This window comes from Photobacterium aquimaris (assembly GCF_002954455.1).
In the GTDB taxonomy this organism is placed as follows: Bacteria; Pseudomonadota; Gammaproteobacteria; order Enterobacterales; family Vibrionaceae; genus Photobacterium; species Photobacterium aquimaris.
This window is the reverse complement of the sequence record NZ_MSCC01000001.1, coordinates 863,087-886,753: the sequence shown is the minus strand read 5'-3', so window position 1 is coordinate 886,753 and position 23,667 is coordinate 863,087. Positions and strand designations below refer to the sequence as shown.

Annotated in this window: 18 protein-coding genes and 1 pseudogene; 4 read left to right on the top strand and 15 right to left on the bottom strand. The window is 40.5% G+C overall.

Annotated elements, in window-relative coordinates; translation table 11 throughout:
• Positions 1-22: 22 nt before the first annotated feature.
• A complete protein-coding gene (locus tag BTN98_RS03855) occupies positions 23-1,276 on the bottom strand; it encodes an imelysin family protein (RefSeq protein WP_060996527.1) in 1,254 nt (417 codons plus the stop codon).
• Between the two features lie 286 nt (positions 1,277-1,562).
• Here BTN98_RS03855 and BTN98_RS03850 point away from each other — a divergent pair, with 286 nt between their 5' ends.
• Positions 1,563-2,063, top strand: coding sequence for a MarR family winged helix-turn-helix transcriptional regulator (locus BTN98_RS03850; RefSeq protein WP_060996528.1), 501 nt, complete (start codon positions 1,563-1,565; stop codon positions 2,061-2,063).
• 211 nt (positions 2,064-2,274) lie between these two features.
• Positions 2,275-3,120 (top strand): LysR family transcriptional regulator, encoded by an 846-nt coding sequence (locus BTN98_RS03845; RefSeq protein WP_060996529.1) that lies wholly within the window; start codon positions 2,275-2,277, stop codon positions 3,118-3,120.
• Here the strand turns inward: BTN98_RS03845 and BTN98_RS03840 are convergent.
• From BTN98_RS03840 to cmoM, 9 genes and pseudogenes are all read right to left on the bottom strand, one after another.
• Positions 3,071-3,850 (bottom strand): TSUP family transporter, encoded by a 780-nt coding sequence (locus tag BTN98_RS03840; protein ID WP_060996530.1) that lies wholly within the window; start codon positions 3,848-3,850, stop codon positions 3,071-3,073. The two genes, BTN98_RS03845 and BTN98_RS03840, sit on opposite strands and share 50 nt — an antisense overlap.
• A 134-nt stretch (positions 3,851-3,984) precedes the next feature.
• Positions 3,985-4,443, bottom strand: coding sequence for a group II truncated hemoglobin (locus BTN98_RS03835; protein WP_060996531.1), 459 nt, complete (start codon positions 4,441-4,443; stop codon positions 3,985-3,987).
• Between the two features lie 120 nt (positions 4,444-4,563).
• A complete protein-coding gene (gene torA, locus BTN98_RS03830) occupies positions 4,564-7,044 on the bottom strand; it encodes a trimethylamine-N-oxide reductase TorA (RefSeq protein WP_060996532.1) in 2,481 nt (826 codons plus the stop codon).
• A gap of 71 nt (positions 7,045-7,115) precedes the next feature.
• Positions 7,116-8,299 (bottom strand): annotated as a pseudogene (torC, locus tag BTN98_RS03825) (pentaheme c-type cytochrome TorC).
• A 40-nt stretch (positions 8,300-8,339) separates the two neighbouring features.
• A complete protein-coding gene (locus tag BTN98_RS03820) occupies positions 8,340-8,510 on the bottom strand; it encodes a periplasmic nitrate reductase, NapE protein (RefSeq protein WP_060996534.1) in 171 nt (56 codons plus the stop codon).
• Between the two features lie 216 nt (positions 8,511-8,726).
• Complete coding sequence (mukB, locus tag BTN98_RS03815) at positions 8,727-13,187, bottom strand: chromosome partition protein MukB (RefSeq protein WP_060996535.1); 4,461 nt, start codon at positions 13,185-13,187, stop codon at positions 8,727-8,729.
• The gene (gene mukE, locus BTN98_RS03810) at positions 13,187-13,933 is read right to left on the bottom strand and encodes a chromosome partition protein MukE (protein WP_060996536.1); all 747 of its coding nucleotides are present in this window, start codon (positions 13,931-13,933) and stop codon (positions 13,187-13,189) included. Before mukE ends, mukB begins: the two co-directional genes overlap by 1 nt.
• Positions 13,914-15,236: a chromosome partition protein MukF gene (gene mukF / locus BTN98_RS03805; RefSeq protein ID WP_060996537.1), complete on the bottom strand. Its 1,323-nt coding sequence runs from the start codon at positions 15,234-15,236 to the stop codon at positions 13,914-13,916. The genes mukE and mukF overlap by 20 nt, the downstream gene beginning before the upstream one ends.
• On the bottom strand, positions 15,233-16,066 hold the full coding sequence (gene cmoM, locus BTN98_RS03800; protein WP_060996538.1) for a tRNA uridine 5-oxyacetic acid(34) methyltransferase CmoM: 834 nt from the start codon (positions 16,064-16,066) through the stop codon (positions 15,233-15,235). Before cmoM ends, mukF begins: the two co-directional genes overlap by 4 nt.
• Before the next feature lie 119 nt (positions 16,067-16,185).
• Between cmoM and elyC the strand changes: the two genes are divergently transcribed.
• Positions 16,186-16,992: an envelope biogenesis factor ElyC gene (gene elyC / locus BTN98_RS03795; RefSeq protein WP_060996539.1), complete on the top strand. Its 807-nt coding sequence runs from the start codon at positions 16,186-16,188 to the stop codon at positions 16,990-16,992.
• Between the two features lie 213 nt (positions 16,993-17,205).
• Positions 17,206-17,442, top strand: coding sequence for an RNA recognition motif domain-containing protein (locus tag BTN98_RS03790; protein ID WP_060996540.1), 237 nt, complete (start codon positions 17,206-17,208; stop codon positions 17,440-17,442).
• An 87-nt stretch (positions 17,443-17,529) separates the two neighbouring features.
• Here BTN98_RS03790 and kdsB read toward each other — a convergent pair whose 3' ends face one another.
• The 5 genes from kdsB to BTN98_RS03765 form a co-directional block, all read right to left on the bottom strand.
• Positions 17,530-18,276: a 3-deoxy-manno-octulosonate cytidylyltransferase gene (kdsB, locus tag BTN98_RS03785; protein ID WP_060996541.1), complete on the bottom strand. Its 747-nt coding sequence runs from the start codon at positions 18,274-18,276 to the stop codon at positions 17,530-17,532.
• Positions 18,276-18,455 (bottom strand): Trm112 family protein, encoded by a 180-nt coding sequence (locus BTN98_RS03780; protein ID WP_060996542.1) that lies wholly within the window; start codon positions 18,453-18,455, stop codon positions 18,276-18,278. Before BTN98_RS03780 ends, kdsB begins: the two co-directional genes overlap by 1 nt.
• Positions 18,436-19,470 carry a tetraacyldisaccharide 4'-kinase gene (gene lpxK, locus BTN98_RS03775; protein WP_060996543.1) on the bottom strand — a complete coding sequence of 345 codons (1,035 nt, stop codon included), beginning with the start codon at positions 19,468-19,470 and terminating at the stop codon, positions 18,436-18,438. Before lpxK ends, BTN98_RS03780 begins: the two co-directional genes overlap by 20 nt.
• A gap of 2 nt (positions 19,471-19,472) precedes the next feature.
• Complete coding sequence (gene msbA, locus BTN98_RS03770) at positions 19,473-21,230, bottom strand: lipid A ABC transporter ATP-binding protein/permease MsbA (RefSeq protein ID WP_060996544.1); 1,758 nt, start codon at positions 21,228-21,230, stop codon at positions 19,473-19,475.
• A gap of 140 nt (positions 21,231-21,370) precedes the next feature.
• The gene (locus BTN98_RS03765; protein ID WP_065189928.1) at positions 21,371-23,665 is read right to left on the bottom strand and encodes a DNA internalization-related competence protein ComEC/Rec2; all 2,295 of its coding nucleotides are present in this window, start codon (positions 23,663-23,665) and stop codon (positions 21,371-21,373) included.
• Positions 23,666-23,667 lie beyond the last annotated feature (2 nt).

Genomic DNA, 23,667 nt, shown 5'->3' with positions numbered 1-23,667 from the left:
CATCTATATTAGACCGTCAACCTTAAAATTGATGATCCGCAGTGTCTGGGTTTAAGTTACTAACACCAATAATTTTAGCTACTTGTTCAATCGCAACTGTCTGTTGTACTAATGCTGAAATTGACTGATTAACTAAACGATTACCAGCTTTATTACTAGCAGCAATCAGTTGATCAAAATGCTGATTATTTTTTTCAGCAGCCTCGACAAGGGTATAAACCTGCGTTCGTGCTGTTTCAAATTGTGCTTTAATGTCAGCTGCTGCCTTGGCATCTTTTTTAACAACTAAATCATTAATACTCGGTCCCTGTAATAAATCACCATTTACAGTTTGGTAACTACCGGTATAAACGTTATAAATACCCTGTTCGTTATAATAATGTGAGTTATGCGTGTTATCAGAAAAACAATCATGCTCATCTTCTGGAGAGTTAGCTTCTAACGCTACTTTCATTCGTTCACCCGCTAACTCACCTAAAGAGAGCGATCCCATACCAAATAACATCTTACGTAAGCCATTATCCGCAGGCTCTGCCAATAATTCAGCTCGGTAATTATTAACCTCAGCTGCTGACCATTGTTTTTCCATCCATTGCAGATCATTAATAAGTAATTGCGCACTTGCCGCTAGATAGTCAGCACGGCGATCACAATTGCCATTAGTACATCCATCACCTTTAACAAAATCAGTAAACGGACGCTCACCAGCTCCTGCCGCTGTACCTTGTAAATCTTGTCCCCATAACAAAAACTCAATAGCATGATAACCAGAGGCTACATTTGCTTCAGAGCCACCCAGCTCATTAAGCCCTGCGATCAATTGCGGTGTAATCTTAGTCACATCAATTTCTTTGTTACCGACCTGCAGCTTATTACTCGCAATAATATTCGCCTTCGCACCATCATTACCAAGTTCATGTTGGTAGTCGCCAGCAACGTAATCAATTAAGCCTTCATCTAACGGCCATGCATTCAATTGACCTTCCCAATCATCAACAACACCATTACCAAATCGAAAAACTTCTGATTGCTGATAAGGTACTCGTGCCGCTTTCCATGCAACACGAGCGGCGGTTAATGTTTGCGCTGAAGGATTAGCTATCATCGCAGCAATGGTTTTATCTAACGTTTGGGCGGTTACTAAAGCATCACTATAAACACTATGAGCGAGATCTGCATAATGGGCGACAACTTCTTGTTTTGTTGTTGCTTGTGCCATCATCGGTAGTAACAATATTACAGCGGCAATCGTGTTATGAGGGAAGCAAGTTTTCATTGAGCATCATCCTTGTTAATACATGACTTTTCAATTAACCATCAAAATGATAATGTAACTGATAATTATTTTTATTTCGTTATAATACATAATAAAAACATTTTTGAAACACTTCAGCGTAATTTTAATCGCACATAATTACATTTATCTATAAAAAATATAATTAGATACCGATAAACAGCAATGAAAAGACAAGAATTCTTGTATACTCTCACCCATCAAAATACCCTATACATCACGATGATTTTATATGGTTATTACGTACAAATTTAATTGGGAGAGTTAGATGGATAGGCACGAAGAAGTACTTATTGCTCTAAGACAAATTATTCGAGCAATAGATCTACATTCTAGGAAATTAAATAAGAATGCCGGACTGACTGGCCCACAGTTGGTATTAATGCGTGCAATCCGTGGTTCAGGCGAAATTACTATTCGCCAACTCTCTAACAACACCAACATGAGCCAAGCAACAGCCACAACGATTCTTGATCGTTTAGAAAAACGAGGCCTCGTTGTTCGTAAGCGTAGTGTGCTTGATAAACGTAAAGTGCATGCACATCTTACGGAAGCTGGGCTGGTGTTACTTGATAAAGCACCGCTGCCATTGCAAGATAGTTTTATATCTCAATACCAAGATTTGGAAGATTGGGAGCAATCGTTACTGCTTTCTTCTGTACAGCGCATTTCAACCATGATGAATGCTGAACACCTTGATGTTGCGCCACTACTTGAAGTCGGCAGTATCACTAAACAAGAAAAATCCAATAGCGAATTGGACGAGTAAACCGCAAATATCTACCAACAGATAATAAAAAACCGATCATTAGATCGGTTTTTTATATTTGCTAAAATCCTAATATTGTCAGTCTATAAATTCACAGTAATACGTAGTTGTTTAATTCACGGTTATCACCACACTATTCTTCAGCTCATCTAGCCTATTTAGCCATCATTCCGTATTATTGATTCCTCTCTTTCATCAATGGAATGAACCGATGTTGCTTGAAGGTATTGAAACCTTATTAGTCTTAGCTGAAGAAGGTACTATGAGTCGTACTGGCAGCCGATTGTATATTAGCCAATCGGCAGTGAGTAAACGCATTGCCAAACTTGAAACGACATTAGGGACCAAACTGATTATTCCTGCAGGTCGATTAATTAAACTTACCCCTGATGCTCATTCGCTGATAAAAAATGTTGGCCCAAGTTTTAATGAAATTCGTGGCTTAATTTTTGAGCATCAGAATCTAGACGATCAAACGATTATTACGCTAGATTGCTCTGAAACCTTAGTTGCTGGCTATTTAGCCTCGGCATTAGGCGATTATTTTCAGCGTGATAAATATATTTCAATTACCACTCACCACACGCCAGTCATTGTTGAAAATGTTCAATCAGGTCAAGCATCTATTGGTTTTTGTGCTGGGCATTTACCAGCAAATTATAATTTTATCGCAAAGCATTTAATGGATGAACCGTTTAAAATAATATTTAATCAACCGCTAACTGTACTGCCTAAAGCGATCGTAGTGAACGATTTAAAAAATCCATCCAACATTTCCCAAGCTGCTGTATTGCAAAAGCATGGCATCACGCCATTAATGGAGATGGATTCTTATACCGCATCAGCCCAGTTAGCATTAGCAGGCATGGCGCCAGCCCTCGTGCCAAAATCTATAGTAAAAACGTTAGGAATTGACGATAATTTCTGCTTTGAGTTTGAGGAATTAGCCGAACTCATTCGCCCTATTAACCTCATTTATCGTCACAATAGTTATAAATCACCACGTATTAAAAACCTAATTGAAACCATTGCGGATGTTGTTGCCACAGCAGTTTAATCGCCATTCCCATCGACATGATAACCACCATAGGTCGAATGAAACGCTGACCTTTACTAATAACAATATGCGCACCTAACCGTGCGCCAATAAAGCCACCAGCAGCCATAATCAGGCCCACTTTCCAAATAGGTAAGCCAGCTAGAATAAATAAGATTAATGCCGCAATATTAGAGGTGAAGTTTAAAATTTTAGTGCGAGCCGTTGCTTCAACTAACCCTAACTGTGCAATAACAACAAAACAAATAGTAAAAAATGAACCGGTACCAGGGCCAAAAAAACCATCATAAAAACCAATACTTGTTCCTACGGAAAACGCAAAAGCCGCTTCAGATAACTTAGGTGTACCACCACCAGCGCCTATATTGGGTGAGAATAAAAAGTACAGTGAAATGCAAACCAATAATATCGGTATAAGACTCGTTAGTATCGTCGCATCAATATGCTGAACTAATATTGCTCCGGTTGCTGAGCCTGCAAATGTGCACCCAATTGCTAGTCGCATTTGTTTTAAATTTACCAGTCCATTACGAACAAAATACCAAGAGGCTGAAAAACTGCCAAATGAACTTTGTAATTTATTGGTGGCTAATGCTTGAGCAGGAGGAATTCCAACCGATAATAATGCTGGTACTGTAAGCATACCGCCACCGCCAGCAATCGCATCAATAAACCCAGCAGCTAGCGCTACAAAAAATAAAATCGCGAGTAGATCTACACCTAATTCCATTTACTATCACTTTTATTAGTTAACACCTTGATAGCAGAATAATAACGGTGATTTGAAATAGCGAATAGTGAAAGCTTGGATAGCTATCCATTCCGATTTGGAATTGATTAAATAACGATAATTATACTCATTACCTAATTTCGATTACGACACATCTCAGCAGGAAAAGATAACCGCACCATAATAAAACGTTTTAATAATTCATCATAAGATGGTTGAGCATCTAACGCTTTTTGCATACAAGCTAACCAAGCTTGCTTTTCAGTATAACCAATATCAAGATGACGATGGGCACTGGCAAGATTCATGCGTCCGTAACGTTCAACATAACGATCTTCTCCTCCCATCCAGCCAACTAGAAAGGTAGTCAACTTTTGTTGTGATTGCGTAAGATCATCACTATGCATTGCACGTATCGTTGCCGCTTCTGGCTCATTATCCATATAGTAATAAAAATCAGCGACCAACTGTTGTACACCTGCCTCACCACCAGCTGCAATCAACGTGCTATTGCCTTGTCCAAATTCTGGCACCTCACGCTTTTTTACGCCTGAAAAATCATCAGCCTCGGGAAGCTCACTGTTATTCGTCATGTATTAATTATCCTTCTCTTTATTACAATCCTTTATTAATTGTATAAGGAATGAATAAAGAGCCACCGTAGTGGCTCTTCATTATTGATGGTGGATCACATTCTACTAGCCTATTTTTAATTAACTAACATAGATAGGCCCACTGAACGATGTAACAGGGGGAACTTTGCCCGTAAACTTCTCAAAATCAACCACAACAGTATTTGCACTGGTCGCTTGCGCAAGTTCAGATGTAGGAATATCAATAGTTAAAGTATTAGGATCGCCATAAGTATCAATAGCACCAATATCATTATTCAATGGTCCAAACCATGCACCTTCTTCGATACGAATCACCCCTGTTGGATAATTATCAGAAAGTACTGCCCCTGCAAGTAGCTGCCCACGATCATTAAACACACGTACAATATCACCGCTTTTAATGCCCTTCTTCTTGGCATCTTGTGGATTAATATAAACGGGTTCATGATCTTTTACCGCATAGGTATTACGAAACTCTTCTGAATCACACATTTGTGAATGTAAGCGTTTGTTGGGATGGCATGATTGTAACCAAAATGGGTATTTATTTGATTTAGGGCCACCATGGGAACGTTCTTCTTTTTCAAACCACATTGGATGGCCTTGGCAATGTTCATAGTTATAACGGGCAATTTTACGACTATAAATTTCAATAAAACCCGATGGTGTTCCTAAACCATTAATTTCAGGATCTTCTCTAAAAGCAGCATGACTGACATAGGTTTGATCTGTTGTAAATTCCACTAACCCTTGTTGCCAAAACTGTTCAAATTCTGGCATTTCATGCTTACCTTTATTTGCTTTTCGACAATCATTATACAGTTGCTCAATCCACTGCATTTCCGTCATATCACGTGTATATTGTTTACTTTTACCAAATCGCTTAGTGAGTTCGGTAAAAATTTGAAAATCGGTTTTTGAGTGATATAAAGGATCAACTAATTGATGCATAGCGAGTACACCAGAAGTTGAATAGGTACCGTACTGATCGAGATCATTACGTTCAAACTGAGTACATGCAGGTAACACGATATCAGAGAATCGACAGGTTGGCGTCCATGTATAATCAATGTTCACTACAGTTTGTAATTTTCTGAACGCTTGTTTCATTCGGTTACGTTGTTGATGATGATTCCATGGGTTACAACCGCTAAATACCATCATTTTAATATCAGGTAATACGACGTTACCGCCGTTATATTTGATCTTTTTCCCCGGATCCATAATCGAATCAATCCACCGAGCAACGGGAATCACCGCACTATAGCCTTTGAAATCATTGTTATTCCAAACTGGCTCTTGCCCTTCATCGACATTTCGTGGAAAACCACCCGGTCCTGCTGCGGTACTAAACGGCAGCCCAACACCACTATAGAAATGAGAATAAGAAACCCCACCACCGGGTAACCCAATTTGCCCTAGCATGGATGCCAACACTGCTCCCATCCAATACGGCTGTTCACCATGTTGCTGGCGCTGTACTGCCCAGCCAAACATTATCATGGTGCGATCTTTAACTAAACTACGGGCAAATTTTCGAATATCATCAGCTTTCACACCACAAATAGGCTCTGCCCATTCTGGCGTTTTGGCTATTTTATCTTTTCCGGTACCCAATAAATAAGGCAAGAATTCATTAAAACCTAAGGTATAAGTTTCAAGAAATTGTTTATCGTACAGATTCTCTTTATACAATGTATGCGCAATGGCAAGCATGAAAGGCACGTCAGTTTGAGGATTAACGTATTGATGTTCACAATTAAAATATTTTTGCGATTTTGATATCACAGGATCAACCGAGATCATTCTGATCCCACCTTCAGCGACCTTCTGCTTTAATTTTTCATAGTAAGCATAAGAGCCGTGAGTTTCACATTGCCAACCTATTTGACTATTCTTAATCGGATCATTTGACCACCATATCAATGTCTTACAATCTTTCAATATAGTTGACCATGTAGTGGCTTGAGCATAAACTTCAGTAGAACCTAAAACATAAGGCAAAATAGTTTGGCCTGCCCCTGTAGAATAATCCCCCACCTTCTTAATAAAATTACCATGCATCCCAACCGCACGTTGCATGTGTGAAGTACAACTTTGGAACTGTCCTGTTTCTCGCCATCCTGTTTGACCAGCGTGTAATGCCCACGGGCCATAGTCTTTCTGCACTCGCTGTAACTCTTGATAAAACAAATCTAATGCTTCATCCCATGTCACACGAACAAAACGATTATTTCCCCGCGTTTCGCCACTGTACTTATTTTTCTTGAGCCAATCTAACCGCACCATTGGGTAACGCACTCGTGAAGGACTGTAGATTAACCCTTTGATACCATTGAGCATATCAGTAGGGTTTTTATCAAACTCTAACGGTTTAATTTCAGCGACTTGACCATTATAAATTCGCGCTCTGAATGCCCCCCAATGTGAACCTGTTACTTTCCATACGCCCGGTGGCTCTGCTGACTGTGTTACTTCTTCAGCAGCCTTAACAGCTTGCATCAGCAATCCGGGGCCAATAACAGAAGCCGCGCTTGTCGTTGCCAGGCCTTGCAAAAATTTACGTCGACTCAGTGACATAAAAAATTCCTCACGATTAAAACGTAAAAAGGTCGCTGAACATGATGTTTGTTTAGCAACCTTTAGCTTGATTAATGTTCAGCTTTAGAAAAGTCCGACGAATGGTTTTGTAGATATTTCAAAACAATAGCTTCGCTATCGGTATCAAAATTCACAAATGCAAGCATACCGTTAAACATGCCAGGCCAAGTATTTGCGTCAAAATGGTTTTCTGCTGGCTGAGTATGACATACGCTACAATTGGTGTTATATGCTGATTTTGCCGCGGTCCAAACAGTATTTATATCACTAACAAAGTTCTTTTTCTCAACCCATAGTGTGGCAGTCACTTGTTGCCATTTTAGCCCTGTAACATCATCTTCTTTTTGTTCAAAGCCTTTTACAATATCTGCGCTTTGGGCGGCGTTTTTACTCAGTGCTGCGGTAGGTATATTCATCCCGAAGCCTTGATTAATCACTCGACCAAAACCTTTTTCTTTACGCCAACCATTTAGTTCAATTTGCAGCATATCGTCTTTAATCGCCACCACTTTCACCGCTGATGCTGGCTCTAAAGAACCACCGTCTTTAGTTTTGGCTTCATCTTCATAAAGAGATAAAAACTGTACGCTGTAATAAGTATTGCCGCTGGAGTAATCGGTACTATGTGATGCTGCAGCCAATTCAGAAACAATACCACCAGACGAAGCCATATCAGCAGGTAAGTGATGTGCAATACCTTTATGACAATCAATACAACTTTGATCTTTAACTGCTGCTTGCTTCATTTGTGCCTGTGCACGTGGTGACATTTCATCCCATTTCATGCTGGCATAACTGTGGCAACTCTTACATTCTAACGACCCATTAGCTGCAAAACGTTTCCACTCATGTTGGGCCAGCTCTAATCGCTTGGCTTCAAATTTTTCTGGAGTATCAATAGAGCCAACAATTGCACCAAAGACTTCTTTACTGGCCTGCATCTTACGGGCAATTTTATCGGTCCAATTATGTGGTACATGACAATCAGGACAAGTTGCCCTTACACCTGCATTATTTTCCCAATGGATAGTACCTTGTAATTCTGGATAGACAGTATCGCGCATTGAGTGACAACTTATACAAAACTTTTCAGTATTAGTAACTTCGAGCGCAGTATTAAACCCCCCCAAAAAATAGCACCTGAAATAAACCCACCGAGGGTAAGTACACCAAGGCTTATCTTTGCTGCAGGACGCCAAAAGGTTACCCATAGTTTTTTTATGAACGTCACCATTGTTCTCCCTCCGTTGTTTATTTCATCGAAATGCTACCGCCTAACCATGCCCAGGAGGACCAAAAATAAAGACTTGTAACGCCCAGATCGTAAAACCATAACCACTCACTAATGCTATGGATAACAATGGAAATAACAGAATAATAATGAATAAAAAGGCCCACCATTCATAGCGACCTCGTTCTTGCTCGGTGATCTCAGTACTAGCCATAATCGACCTCTCAGTGATCATTACAAAAGTGATATATCATTTGCGAATAACAATGGAATGATAAAATTATAGTCAATGATAATTAACCTTCACGGTCTTACTGCAAATAACTGCCTTCGTTTTTTATTCATACTTCAAATTGCAGCCATAAAAAAAGCCAGCATCACTGCTGGCTTTATGCACATAATCAATAGCGTTTACAGATATGAATATTGTTTATACTGGCTCAATATCCAATAGCGTTTGTACTGGCATTTCTACTTTCGGTTTGTTGCCAAAGCCGCGTAAACCCACCACGTGTACATGTTCACGATCTTTGAAAATCTTACGTACCAATTTATAGGTTGTGCCCTTTTCAGGACTGATATTTTCAGGTGCCGCAATCAGTAACTGCATGTCTAAGCGTTCACATAACTCAAACAAAGTTGCGATAGATTTACCATCAAGTCGTGCCGCTTCATCCAAGAACAATAGTCGACAAGGAATAATATCTTTACCACGTAAACGGCGCGATTCTTCTTCCCAGCTCTGAACAACCATTAACAGAATTGCCTGACCAGTACCAATCGCTTCACCTGTCGATAATGCGCCTGACTCGGCTTGCAGCCAACCATCGGTACCACGGTTAACTTCAATACTCAGCTCTAAGTAGTTACGGTAATCAAGTAACTCTTCACCCAGAATTTGTGGTGAACGCTGACCCATATCAATATGTGGATTTAAGCGTTGGAACAGTTTTGCAATCGCTTCTGAGAACGTTAAACGATTATTGCCAAACAAGTCATTATGCTGATCTTTTTGATCAATTAATCCAAGCAATAATGATTCGTGAGTATCACGTACTTTAACGTTAAGACGCACACCACGTACTTGACCAAAACCAATATTTTGCAAACCTTGGTTAAGCATTCGAATACGGTTTTGTTCACGTTGAATCGTCTTACGAATAATATTCGCTACCAAATCAGAACTGATTGCTAAACGTTGTTCACGTGCAGTAAGTTCTTCGGTTAAACGTGCCAGCTCAACTTCCATTTCTTCAATGGCTTCAACTGGATCATCAGTACGAATAATATCGTGACGAATACGCTCACGCAGATGTTGATACACCGCGATATAGAACAATACTTTACGTTCAGGACGAGCCACATCTTCTGATGCCCGTAATGCGTCGCGTAAGTTCTCATTATCAGCAACCGCTAAACGCAATGCACCTAAAGCTTTATCTGATAATGAACGTAGCTCATCTGCAGACATATAGGCCATTTCACGACGGTGTAAACGGCGCTCAACATCACTTTCACGCGCAAGGCGTAATACCGCACACCAGCCCGCTTTAGCATTAACAACCAGCTTACGGAAGTCTTGGTAATCTTTACCTACTTTGCGTAAACGTTTCATCAAGCCTTTCATTTCAAGCTCAATAGAAGTGGTTGATTTTTCCAAGGTGCTACGACGATTACGAGAGCTATGTAAACGCTCATTGAGCTCATTACGACGTACTAATGCGCGCTCTTCAGCTTCAACATCAGCTCGAACACCTAGCTCTTGTAGCTCACGTTCAAATTCAAGTACGGTTTCATTTTTCGCTTGATGAGAACTTTTTAGTGATGCCATCAACTGATTATACTGGTTTGCCTGTGCACGTGATTGCTTCAAGCTTGCACGCGCAGTATTACGTTGTTGCTCAGCTGTCGCGAGTTTTAGTTTTAACTGCTCATTAAGTTCAGAACTTTTATTTAATAGCTCAACTGAATCGGCATAACTAAAGTGATGACGACGCTCAGCTAAATCTGCAACCGCAAAAATCAGAGTTTTGAGTTGTTGTAATTTTTGATCGGCAGCTTCGTAATTAGCTTGTAATGCATCAAACTGCTCTGGATCGGCATCAAGTGCTGACACTAAACCTTCAAGTTCAGCTAATGCTTTACCGTAACGATCAAGGTAATTACGCGCTTCATCCATTTGCGATAATTGCAGTTCAACCTCAGAAAAACGTGCTGTTAACGTTTCATCTTCAAGCAACGTCACCACCGGATTTAACTTACCTAATAAGGTTAAACCTTCGCGCGCAGCCGCTAATTGACCGCGTTGCTGTTGCTCTTGTGCTTGTGATTCCGCTAACTGACGCATGATCTGATTACGCTGATCACGCGCTTGTTTCAGTTCAACTTCAGGATCGGCATTAAACGCAATCGCCATGTGAGTCGCAACAAAACTATTAAAGCTTTGGTATAAACGCTGCAGCTTTTGTGAATCAAACGCAGCTTTAGCATGATCTTCAACCACTTGATCGCGTTCATCACGTAAAAACTCTAATCGTTGCTCACGTGCTGCACGACCAAATAATGGTACTTTTGGAAAACGAGAGTAACGCAGTTGGCGATCATTTAAGTGAACACAAACCGCATTCTCAAGCTCATCAACATCAAAACCACTATCATCAAATGAATCAGCATCACCTTCAATGATATACAAATCATCAGGGCAATCGTCTAGGGCAATCAGCTTTTCTTTAATACCACTTAAATCAGGAACCACAATCGCATGACGCGACGGACCGTACATCGCACTGAAATATGGTGCATCAGCAAGGGTAATGTCATCATAAATTTCAGATAACATAGTTCCGCCAAGAGTATCGGCTAATGCACGTAAACCTGAATCATCACTACCGCCAGGCTGTGCTAAGCGTTCAATATCTTGCTCTAAGGCTTGCTTTTGTTGCGCTAACTGATCACGTTTAGCTGACACTTGACGTTCATTATCAAGTGTTGCTTGCATCGCATCCATCACAGCTTGGCTGCTAGTTAACTCAACATTGGCTTGATCAGAAAGTGTCTCTAATGCATCTGACGCAGCAATCCACGCTGGAGCAGAAGCTTCTAATGCTGTAATGCGGGCGGCTAGACCTTGCTCGTTATGACGCATATCGTTACGCTGTTCAACCAAGCTTGCTTGATCTTGCTCTAAGCTTTCTAAGGTTGCTTCATGGCGAGCTTGCTCTTCGGCTAATGCTAATTCACCATCAATAGTGCTCGCAAACTTCTTAGCGTAAGTGCCTGCAAATTCAATTGCTTGGCGTTGACTACGAACACTACGCTCTAAATCACGATATTGCGCTTTAAGCTGCTCGCCACGTTCAGAAACTGAGCGCAGTTGACGGCCATGTTCAATCAATTGACGTGCTTTATCGCTAGCATTGGTACGATCAACTACACCGGCAATAGTCGTAACAATCGCTAAACCTTTTTCAAACTGCTGCGCTGCGGCTGATGACATATCCAGCTTGTGCTTTAATGCTAATAACGCGGTCGTTTGTTGCTCTTGCTGCTGTTTAAGCTGCGATAAATACGGTGGCGCTTGATCAGCCAGCATTTGTGAGTCGCCTGATAGCTGGCGCGCCTTTTCTAAGGCTTGTAATGCTTGTTGATATTGCAGCGCACGAGTTTGCTGCATATCAAGTGCTTGTTGATAATCAGCAAGTTGAGTTTTTAAACTATCAACTTCTTCTTCAGTAAGCTGTGATTGTTCTTCAGCAATAGCAAGCTGCTCTGCCGCTTCTTCAACCACCATCACTTGCTCTTCAAGACGCTCAGTCAGCTCTTCAAGATCTTCTTTATAGCGTGCAATTTTCTCAGCTTGACGGACCGCAGCTTGCACCAGTTGTAAGTGATCAGATGCTGATTGATGATCTTGCTCAAGCGCACTTTCTTGATCGGCTAATTCTGCTAACTCCGCGTTCATGTTATTTAACGATGATTGCTGATCAACCAAGGTTTGACGTGACCCCATTAGCTCGCCACGTAAACGTAGGGTTTGCTCTAGCTTCTGCTGGCGCTCGTTAGCATGACGCATATAATCGGCAGCTACATAATTAGTTGCTTCTGAGATTAAATGCTTAAATAAATCACGATCACTTTGGGTTAACTTAATCGCTTCCAACGTCATGCGGTTTTCACGCAATGCAGCTTCCATATCTTGGAAGGCTTTTTTTACCCCTGAATTGTGTGGTAATAAATAATCACGTAATGAGCGAGTGATCGCACTTGAAATACCACCATATAAAGAGGCTTCAATTAAACGATAGAACTTTGAACGATCTTGGCTATTACGTAATTTCTTTGGTAGTACACCCATCTCAAACATTTGCACATGGTAATCTGTTACCGAGTTAAATGTTTTAAACTGCACCCCTTCGTATTGGCTAACAAGATCTTTAACATCATTAAGCTGACGTACACGCGCTTGATTATCTGAAATCGTTTCCACTAAAATTTCAGCGGGCTTGATATGTGACGGTAAACCTTGAATCAAAAAGGGCTTAATATCTACCTTCTTATCACGGCCAGCAACTTGCTGTAATTTAACTGCAAAAACAATACGTTGTTGCTTTGAGTTAACCACGTCAAGTGCAGCGTAACAGGCGCCTGGTTTTAATTTACCATGCAGGCCTTTATCGCGTGATGCATTTGAGCTACCCGCTTCGGTGGTGTTACGAAAGTGAAGTAAACTTTGGTCTGGAATCAGTGTAGTGATAAACGCTGCCATTGTGGTAGATTTACCCGCACCGTTACCGCCTGAAAGCGTTGTCACCAGGTTATCAATATCAAAGGTACGTGCAAAAAAGCCGTTCCAGTTAACCATGGTGAGCGATTGATACTTGCCGCGTTCCATTAAATATTACTCTCCTGTACCGCTTGCTCTACATCTTGTTGCATCTCAAGCTCTTCTTGATTGTTAGTGTCAACGTCATCAAGCAAACTTGACTGACTTGACGGTTGCTGATGCACTACGGCTTCACCGTCACGAATCAATCGCAACTGTGCTTCACGCACATCATCGCCAGTACGAACATCAGCACCAAAGCGGAATACTGATTCACTGATACGGAATTTACCATTTTCACCAATTGGAATAAGCATTCCAAGACGACGTAAACGGCGTAATGAGGTTTTTACTTTATCAAACAGCTTTTCACGATCAAGATCAGAACCTGAAGCGCGGTTAGTAACCAGTTTCATTAGCTTTTGTTCATCAGCTAATACTAATAGCTCATCAAATAGCTCTTGGTTGGTGAAGATACCTTCATGTGCTAAACGCTCAGGACTAAGGTAAAGAAAACACAATACCTTACCGACGAGCATGTCAATTTCAGACAATATTGAACGTCCAATCAATGACGTTGAACGGGGACGTAAGTATAAAAAGCCTTCAGGTGCACGTACTAATTCAGCATTGTAGCGACGGTAAAACATCGCTAATTCTTTCTCAAACTCAATTAAGTAAGCGTGGTTATCTAAATCTTCACTTGAAACATGGCGACCAGAACGCAAGGCGTTATCTAGTGCAGGGAAAAGTGGGTTAGCTATCGCTTTAGCCAACTTCTCCGGCATAAATTCTTCAATATTTGTCAATGACATGGGCTTGTACCTTAGCTCCGTATTCGTTAATTGCTTCCCAATCAGGCTGAATGGCATTGAAATCAGCTTCGGAATACCCCATTCTTACGGCCTGATCTATCACAATCCGTGCTAAATCAAAATGTTGTGCATACGGATGTTGTGACAAATAGTCTTTAAGTAGCGCACTCAAATTAATAGGTGCGCCTGTCGCTTTATGGGCCTGTAACATCAAACCGACTTTTTCAGCCAGTTGATCATTAACCAAATCAAGCTCTTCAAATTCCATCTCACCAGGGACAATACCTGTTACTTCATCATCACGTAATATTAAAGTTTCATCACGCATATCAAGTAAACGTTCGGCATCGGCAAATGTCAGTACCCATGGCGCATCAAAATAATCGGTAACCGATTGACGTAACCGCTGACTAAAGGCGCGGTTTTTATCCATATCAATTGCAGTACGAATAAATTTATGCACATGGCGATCATAGCCAATCCATAAATCGATAGTTTGCTGACCCCAACTGATAATACGATCTAGCTTCATTTGCAGGATGTAAACCATACCATCAACGAAGTCGAGATCATCATGCCCTTGGATTGCTTCTTGAATCGCGAGTAGCTGACTTTGAAGTTGGTCACCTGCCGCTTGCAACGTATCTTGCAACTCACGCAAAGTCGATGATGTTTCATCAAGTAATGCTTCACAGCTACTGATCGCAGCTTGCCAGTCTTGATTTAATAACTCAGCAATATCGAGCTTAACTTGTTGCTGCTGCTCATCCATTGCACGCTGGTTTAAATCAATACGGTCAAATATTTCGGCCACTGAGTATTTTAAGACCGCATGCACATTATTACGCCAATGCTTCTCATCGCCGCCTTCTTGCGCTGCTGTCGCTGCTTTATTAATCTCATCCGCTACCATTGCTAATTGAATAGATAGCTTTAACGTTGAAAACTCACGTTGTCTCACGTAATAATCAGTAATACCAAGTGCTAACGGACTTAATCGATAAATGCTAGCACCGTCAGTCACCTCACTGGTAAAACGTGAAATTAACCGCTGTCTTACCAATTCATTTATGGCGTTATTGGCACGAAAAGCCAGGGTTTCCTTGGTTTGGCCGAACATCTCGCTCACAATGCGAAATGCATCAACCAACTCACCTTCCCCTAATTCTTCATCAAAGCGATCGCCACTTAATATCGCAATCGCTAACAAGAACGCCAGCCGTTCAGTTGGTAAATTAAGGGCAAACTCATTATTTTTGACCCAATTTACTAACTCAGGAACAGTCTGGGTAACGTCACTCATCCCTTGTCCTTATTACTATCATTTAAATTTGTCATCAATGGTGGTGTTACTTCAGTAATAGGCTTTCGCGCATACACGTGAATATAACGTCCTAATGACAAAAAAGGTTCCTGACGACAAAGCTTTTGCTCCATATCAAGAACTTGCTCAAAAGTGTAATCACCCATTCGATCATGCTGCATGTAGTCATGGAATGTGCGTACGCCGGTTTTCCCCATTATGTCAAACCCAGCCTCGGTTAGACACTGATATACTTCATCTGGTTTAATACCTTGCTGAGGTTGTAACTTAAACCGTTTGCGGTGTGGCATGCCCTGTTCTATATGGGTCAGATTTCCACAAATCAAATTCTTAAACAATAACCCGTTATAGTTATAAAACATGACCGAAATAACACCACCGGGTTTTACATTATTTAATAAATCAGCCAATGTTGCTATCGGATCAACCAGCCATTCCATCACTGCGTGGAAAAGAATTAAATCAACGGGTGCCTCAATGTGCTGATTGATTTCTTGTACTGGTGAATGCACTAACCGATATTGCTCAACTAAGCCGTTTTTAGCAATTTCTTGTGCCGCTAATGTCAACATTTCACTAGAAAGATCACATAACGTCACTTTATGTCCTAGTGCGGCTATTTTTTGAGAGATCTGTCCAATACCGCCACCAGCATCTAAAACTTGTAGCGATGCATCAGCATTCAATTGTTCCAATATATATTCAATATCCTGCCAAACAACGGTTTGTCGTATTTGGCCTTTCGCTGTGCCATAAATATTTTCAGCGAACTTTTTCGCCAAATCGTCAAAATTTCGGTCTTTTTTCATGGCTCATTTACGTTATGATAGCGACTCTAGAATGTGACTTATTTTCTCACAAGCGGTAAAGGAATAAAGGCTTGTGATCGGTTTTATTGCTCAACTGCTGAAATTTCGGACGACATACTATGTTTATACTAAAAAAAATCATCTCTGCACTGTTGATGCCACTACCGTTTCTTTTATTAGTGGGTGTTATCGGTCTATGTGTACTGTGGTTTACACGCCAAAAGAAATTAGCCTCTATTTTGGTTAGTGTATCTCTAATAGGCATCTTTTTATGTTCTTTCCAGCCATTAACCACCGCACTATTACGCCCGTTGGAACAAGAGAATCCAGCTTTTGTGAGCACCACTAAACCTATTAGTTACGTAATGGTATTAGGCAGTGGTCAAATCATTGATAAAACTTTCCCTATTACCTCAGAATTATCACCAACTGCGATCACGCGCCTTGTCGAAGGCATTCGAATTTTCCGCATGTACCCTGGTGCTAAGCTGATTTTATCAGGTTACGGAGGTATTGCTTCTCATGGTATCAGCCATGCTCGATTAATGGCTCATCTTGCCGTGGCATTAGGTGTTGATAAACGTGATATTTTATTATTTGAATCTACTAAAGATACCAAAGAAGAAGCTTTCCAAGCTGCTGATGTCGTTAAAAATAAAAATATGATCTTAGTAACGTCTGCCAGTCAAATGTCACGTGCGCTCTATTATTTCCATCAAGCTGGATTGCAACCAATTGTTGCACCAACCAACTTTAGAGCCAGTAATCAAATGCGTAGTTACATTCCTGATTCAACCTATTTAACACAAATGGAAATTGTTGAACATGAACGTTTAGGCCAATTATGGCAGCGTATTGCAAGCAAGTTTTTAAATCCAAAAACTGAGCATTTAGAGGCTGAAAAAGTAAAACCTAAGACATTATAGGTTTTTCAATGTCATTTTTTGGTTAATTAATAATAAAGCTGGCGACTGCACGAAACAGTCACTGGCTTTTTTAAAACGGTTTCTTTTTGCATAACTATTAAAATTATACCGCTCACAATAATGTTAATCTGATTATTTCATTCCAATCTCAGCATCCTTTTCTGTATTTCATGGTAAAATAAATCGTTTATTACTTAATAAAGAATTTAATTCATGAAACTTTTAATCCGTAATCTTTCTCGCAGTACAACTGAAATCCAAATTCATAAAATGTTTGAAGAGTTTGGCAAGATTAGTGCGTGTAACCTTGTATTAGACGAAAAAACAGGTAAATCAAAAGGATTTGCATTTGTTGAAATGGCTGATGATGAGCAAGCAACTCGCGCAATGAAAGCACTTCATGAAATGATGGTTGATAAAAGCCGTATCCGCGTAAAAATCGCTGAATAATTACAGTTTATAGCGTAATTTGAAGACAAAAAAACCGAGTAAATCCTACTCGGTTTTTTATTATATGGTATTAAGCATGTACGTTAATTAGCCAACTAACTGACGTACTTGTTCTAGATCTTCAGGTGTATCAACCCCTGCAGGTGGTGCATCTATTGCCACATCAACATGAATTTTCTCGCCATACCACAACACACGAAGTTGCTCTAAAGATTCAATGTGCTCAAGTGGGCTTGGCTGCCAATTAATGTAGGTATTAATAAACCCTGCACGGTAAGCATAAATCCCAATATGACGCAGTAAATTATGATGAACAATACGTGGTTGCTGAGCAAAATTATCACGATCCCAAGGAATAGCTGCACGACTAAAATACAGCGCATAACCGTCTTTATCAGTTACAACTTTAACTGCATTGGGATTAAAGATTTCATCATGATGATCAATCTCTACCGCTAATGTTGCCATTGATGCATTAAAGTTAGCAATATTGTCGGCTACTTGACGAATAATCGTATCAGGGATCAATGGCTCATCGCCTTGCACATTCACCACAATATGATCATCAGCAAGTTGATATTTCGCTACAACTTCAGCTAAACGTTCAGTGCCTGATTGATGATCGGCACGCGTTAAGCACACTTCCCCACCAAAACCTTGCACCACATCGACGATACGCTGATCATCTGTTGCTACAATCACTTGATCGGCACCAGATTTAGATGCTTGTTCATACACCCATTGCACCATAGGTTTGCCAGCAATATCGGCTAACGGCTTACCAGGTAAACGGGTTGATTGGTAGCGCGCTGGTATAATAACGGTAAATGCCATTATTTAACCTCGTCAGAACTTAATGTACGTGCATCTGATTCAAGTAAAACTGGAATGCCATCATCAATAGGATAAGCAAGACGATCAAATTTACACACTAATTCATTATTTTCTTTATCGAAATTCAATTTGCCTTTACATACAGGGCAAGCAACGATTTCAAGCAGACGGTGATCCATACTTTTCCTTAACCTCTATAATCCGTTTAATAATAGCTGATGCTTGTGGTTCGGAGATAACTGCGTCAACAGGCAAATACCACCAATTATCCTCAGCAAATGGGTAACATTTTACCGCATCTTTTTCAGTCATTACTAAGTGTTGCCCTTGTTGGGCTAAATCTAACAACGCCTGATGTGTAAAGGGTTGATGATCAGCAAAAGGCTGACAAACAATGGGCTTTACACCTAGCGTATTCAATGTCGTAAAAAATCGTGGCGGGTGACCAATGCCAGCCATCGCTACAACTGCTGTTAATGATGTAGCAGCACAACGAGCACCAGTCTTAATATTAATTAATTCTGATGGTGCTAAATGCATTGTAGCTTCATTCGTGTGCGCTTGACCGCCATTACAGATAAGAAAATCAACCTCAGTTAATCGCTTACATGATTCACGCAGTGGGCCTAAAGGTAATAAATGTTGATTACCAAATCGACGTTGGCCGTCAATGACAACTAACTCAATATCACGCGCAAGGGCATAATGTTGTAAGCCATCATCGGTAATAATGACATCAACATCATGTTTCAAGAGTAGTTTTACTGCTTCACTGCGCACTGGTGCAACGGCAACAGGCACACCAGTGCGACGGCGAATGAGTACAGGCTCATCACCCGCTATCTCGGTGCTGGTATCACTCTCAACAAAATAAGGATAATATGGCGCTTTCCCTCCATACCCACGCGATACCACGCCAGGTTTTAATCCTTGTGCTAATAGTTGTTCAACTAGCCACACCACAACGGGCGTTTTACCATTACCACCTGCGGTAATATTACCGACAATAACAACCGGAACAGGCGCTCGATAGGCTATTTTTTTACCGTTAGCATATTGCTGTCGTTTACGACGACTTATTACACCAAATAGCGCACTAAGCGGCCACAATAATGGCCATAGTAGCCAGTAAACAACCCGTACTTTTCCACTAAGTACAGGTTGATACCAGATAGCTTCAATCAATGAGGCCACTATTAATCACCAAATTGAATACGATGAAGTTGCGCATAAGCACCATTATGGCTAATTAACTCACCATGGGTGCCACGTTCAATAATTTCACCATCATCAACTACTAGAATCTGATCGGCATTTTCAATTGTTGATAAACGGTGAGCGATCACTAATACAGTACGATCTTTTTGTAGTTCATCTAATGCGCGTTGAATCGCACGCTCAGACTCGGTATCCAACGCAGATGTTGCTTCATCAAGAACTAAGACAGGTGCGTTACGTAGCAATGCACGTGCAATAGCAAGACGTTGGCGCTGTCCGCCTGACAAACTCACACCATTTTCACCGATAATAGTATCAAGCCCATGATCCATGTCTTTAATAAAGTCCATCGCATAAGCAAGTTCAGCTACTCGTTCAATATCGGCGCGAGTATAGGTATCACCGCTGGCATAAGCGATATTATTAGCAATAGTGTCATTAAATAAATGCACGTTTTGCGATACTACCGCAACCTGAGAGCGTAAATTAGCTAAAGTGTAATCTTTTAGCTCAATACCATCTAAATGCAACTCGCCAGAGTCAATATCATAAAAACGGGTCAACAAGTTAGCAATGGTACTTTTACCTGAGCCAGATCGGCCAACCAATGCTACCGTTTTACCAGCAGGAAGCTCAAAACTAACATTACGTAATGCAGGTGTATCTTTAGTTGGGTAAGTAAAAGTTATATCTTTAACTGATACATCACCGTTAACACGCTTAACTTCATGCTTACCGTTATCTTTTTCAGTTTCTAAATCCATTAACTCAAATAATGTATGACATGCAGCCATACCACGTTGAAACTGAGAAGTAACATTAGTTAATGATTTTAACGGACGCATCAAACCAAACATTGCACCAAACACAACCGCAAATGTACCCGGTGTTAATGTTTCTCGTAATGATGGTGTGTTAGCTAGGATCAGCACCACAACCAATGCAAGTGAAGCAATAATTTGAATAATTGGGTTCGCTATCGCTTGTGCAGAGACAAGTTTCATACTTTGACGACGCATTGAGTTACTTACGTAATCAAAACGTTCTTTCTCAACCTGTTGACCACCATAGCTTAATACTACTTTATGGCCTTTTAGCATTTGCTCTGCTGAAGAAGTCACCGATCCCATTGCATCTTGCATACTGCGTGAGATTTTACGAAAACGTTTAGAAACAATACTAATACTAATCGCAACCACTGGCGCGATAACGATTAAAATCGCAGATAACTGCCAGCTATTCCAAAACATCAGCACCATCAAGCCAATAATAGATGCACCTTCACGAACGATACTCACTAATGCGCTACTGGTGGCTGAAGCAACCTGCTCAGAGTCATAAGTGATACGTGATAACAATGCACCTGACGCTTCTTTATCAAAGAATGCTACTGGCATTCTCATAAAGTGCTGAAATAATTGGCGACGAAGGTTCATTACAACATTGCCAGAAACCCATGATAAACAATAGGTTGACACAAAACCACTAGCACCACGCATGATCATTAAGCCAACAAGATAAATTGGCATCATGGCAAGGAATCCTGAATCCATGCTATCAAAGCCACCAAAACTTTTATCAAGTAGTGGCTTGATCATCGAAAGCATTAGTGTGTCACCCGCTGCATTTATAATCAGCGCAATGACAGCCACAATAATACCGGCTTTATAAACTTTGATATAAGGCCACAATCTTTTATAAGTATCTTTGGTTGATTTTTCTGTTAATTGCGTCATGAATGCCAATTTGGATGAAATACAATACTCCTATTCTACCCTTAACATTGCTATCAACCAAATTTGTCCATACCCATTTTTTATTAAAGCGTTTTTTCCGCTCACAAAAACACCATTAACGACCTGTCACGGTTATTATTTTATTGTTTAGTCAGCCATTTGGGTCGATACCATTGTTGAGAATAATTACGTTGCCTTTTAAAACTGTAATCATCCTCTGTCATGGTAATCGTTATTTGACCACTATCTTGAGTACTTAGCCAAGCAATATGATTATCTTGATAGCGTTTTTTCACCATTTGAGACGGTAGCTCCCATGGATTAAAGTGGCCAATAGAAGCGACAGCTAACGATGGCTGAATAGCACTGAGTAAGGTTTGGGTTGAAGAAGTATTACTGCCATGATGCGGCACGATTATTATATCAGCCTGCCAAGCTTGAGTTTGCATTAACATCACTAATTCTGATTTAGCGTCGATGTCCCCTGTTAATAAAATACTTGGCCCCTGACCGCCAATCGTTTGAACTCGAATAACACAAGAATCTGAATTGGTTGCTCGAGCTGTTACTTTAGGTGGCCACTTAACTACAAAATCAAGACCTTGCCACTGCCACGCTTGTCCTATAACACACTCAGAAAATTCTGCTCGTTGATCACTACTGTATTTCGCAATAGGCTGATAACGCTGAATAAGATACTCACTACCACCAGCATGATCACTATCAGCATGGCTCAAAATTACCCCATCAACAGCGGTTATTCCTTTATAAGCCAATATTGGAGTAATGACAGATTTTGCAATGCTGTTTTCATTCCACGAATTCCCCGTATCATAAATAAACACTCGCTGTTGTTTTTCAATTAAAATGGCTAAACCGTGGCCTACATCTAAGACACTGAGTGTCCATTGCGGCTGTTGATGATGATTATTTTCCCAGCGCCAACTCACTACAATAAAAATAACACTGCAATAAAGCCATCGAAAAAACCGTAAAGGTAATAATGGCCATACAACGATAGTTATTGCACCAATCACCAGCCATGATGTTATAGCGGCTGGTAACATCATCCACGCACCATGACTCCACGCTGCAACATTTAAAATAGGATTCAGTGACAAATCAGCCAGTAGCCAGCACCAAGACGACAACCAAGGCCACCATGACGTTATGACACCAATTAACACTAAGGGAACGGTAATAATACTGACCCAAGGCACGGCAACTAAATTAGTTAATGGTGCAGCGAGAGATACACCGCCAAACCACCACCATTGCATTGGCAGCATTAACAGTAATAAATAGCCTTGTAACTTACAGAGGTATTTTATCTTTTGATACCCGCGATGATACCAAGGTAAAGCCACCAAATCTGGTGTGTCATCTGTCATCATCAGGGCTAAAAATATAATAACAGCACCAAAAGATAGCCAGAACCCCGCACTGTAGCTCACAAAAGGTTGCCATAACAAGCAGATGCCGACAGTCACTAATACCACCTGCCACGGCAGCCAATAGATTGCAGTTATTCTTAAAATACCGACGATTAAACACATTAGTAATGCACGCAAAGTGGGTAAACTAAAACCTGCTAGCCATGCATAACCTAACGCAAAAGCCAATCCACTCAATAACGGTAGCCATAACCAATAATGTGTTTGCGGAAGGCATAACCGTAATACATAGCCTAACCACCACCCCATTAACATCGCAAGTCCGATATGAAGTCCTGATATTGCTAATAAATGTGCTAAACCACTATCACGTAGATAAACCCAATCTTGAGCCTTAAGTCCATCTCTCAGTCCAAAGGTTAATGCGGTTAAATAGCTTTGATTATCTCTGTTTTTAAGTAATGGCGTAATTTGATCTAACCATTGCTGTCTCAATGAGGTTGATGAAGAGATACGTATTGGTATTACATTACCGCTGTTCACCACTGCACGACCATGAATACCACGACTTAAAGCATATTGTTCACCATCAAAACCAGCCTGATTAACTCGACCAACAATACGGCTTATCCTTACAGGTAATCGCCATACTTGTCCTTGCTTCAACTGCGGAGGATCTTTCCACATCACCATTAGCCGTATTGGAAAAACAAAATCAACATTGGCGGAATGTAAGTTGAGTACTTTGACCTCAAAATTCTCAACTGGTATATTTTCATTAAAAAGCGTACTAACGCTAACATCTATGGTAATATTAGTTCTGTTTTTTGGAATGCTATCTATATTGTTAATATATTGATTAGCATCAAAAACAACCCATAATATAGCAAGTGAAAAGCAAATAACGATAACATTTCGACACACTATAAATATAATGACACCAACAGATATTGGTAACAGCAAATACCAATATGGCGGCAATATATTAAAAAAATGTAACGATAGAAAACCGCTGATACTTGCTATAAATATTTGAACCATAT